1 pseudogene is annotated in these 1241 nt (G+C 59.8%); it reads left to right on the forward strand.

Annotated elements, in window-relative coordinates:
* The first annotated feature begins 63 nt into the window (after positions 1–63).
* Positions 64–1233, forward strand: a pseudogene (locus DMX10_RS32255) (IS3 family transposase).
* Positions 1234–1241: the final 8 nt, after the last annotated feature.

The following is a 1241-nucleotide window of genomic DNA, read 5'->3' on the forward strand; positions in this document are numbered from 1 at the left end:
TGAAGTGGCCTAATGATTCTGGACACCCCGATAGGGCGTTAAGCTTCGCCCACAGAGGTGTTCATGAGCAGAAGATCATTCAGTTCGGATTTCAAACTAGAGGCCGCCCGCTTGGTGGTGGATCAAGGCTATACCGTGCCTGCCGCCTGCAAGGCGATGGGGGTAGGCCCCACGGCAATGCGTCGCTGGGTGGCGCAGTTGGAGCTGGAGCGTGGTGGTCGGACGCCTGCGCATAGCAAGGCACTGACGGCGGAGCAGCGGCGCATTCAGGAGTTGGAGGCGCAGGTCCGCCGCTTGGAACGGGAGAAAGAGATTCTAAAAAAGGCTACGGCTCTCTTGATGTCGGACGCCCTCGACTAGTTAGGTTGGTCGAGGCATTGGGTGAGCAGTATTCGCGTACAGAACTGTGCCGGTTATTCCAGGTAAATCGCAGCGGTGTCTATGCGGCTCGAAAGCGGCAGGTACGCGTCTGCCAGCGGCGAGAAATGCTGTGCCGACGCGTGGTGGAGTTGCATGCCCGGAGTCGAGGCGCGGCCGGCGCCAGAACGCTATCGGCCGCCTTGCGTAACGAGGGTTTTCTCGCGGGTCGCTATCTTGCCGCCCGCTTGATGAAGGAAGCCGGCCTGATCAGTGCGCAACGCCGCAAACATCGCTACCGGATCGCCAAGGAACAAAGTGCTATCGCAGCCAATGAACTGGAGCGTCGCTTCACGGTAAGCCGCCCCAACCAGGTGTGGTGCGGAGACGTGACATATATCTGGGCCGGTGGCCGCTGGATCTACCTGGCGGCGGTAATGGATCTGTATGCGCGCCGGATCGTCGGCTGGGCCATGTCCAACCGGCCAGACTCGCAGCTCACCGCACGTGCGCTGCGGGTGGCTTATGAAGCCAGGGGCATGCCTCAGCAACTGATGTTCCACTCCGATCAGGGCTGCCATTACACCAGCCTCGAATTTCGCCAGTTGCTCTGGCGCTACCGCATCCGGCAAAGCATGAGCCGTCGAGGAAACTGCTGGGATAACGCGCCGATGGAGCGCTTCTTCAGGAGCCTCAAGTCGGAATGGGTGCCAGCCTCTGGCTATGTCGATCAGGCTCATGCGGAAGCCGACGTACTGCGTTACTTGACCGACTACTACAACCATCAACGGCCACACAGCCACAACGACTACCAGACACCAGCACGGCGTGAAGAGCTGGCTGGATAGACCTAAAACAGTGTCCAGATTCACTTGACCACTACA

It is taken from the genome of Pseudomonas sp. 57B-090624 (assembly GCF_003234055.1).
Taxonomy (GTDB): Bacteria; Pseudomonadota; Gammaproteobacteria; order Pseudomonadales; family Pseudomonadaceae; genus Metapseudomonas; species Metapseudomonas tohonis.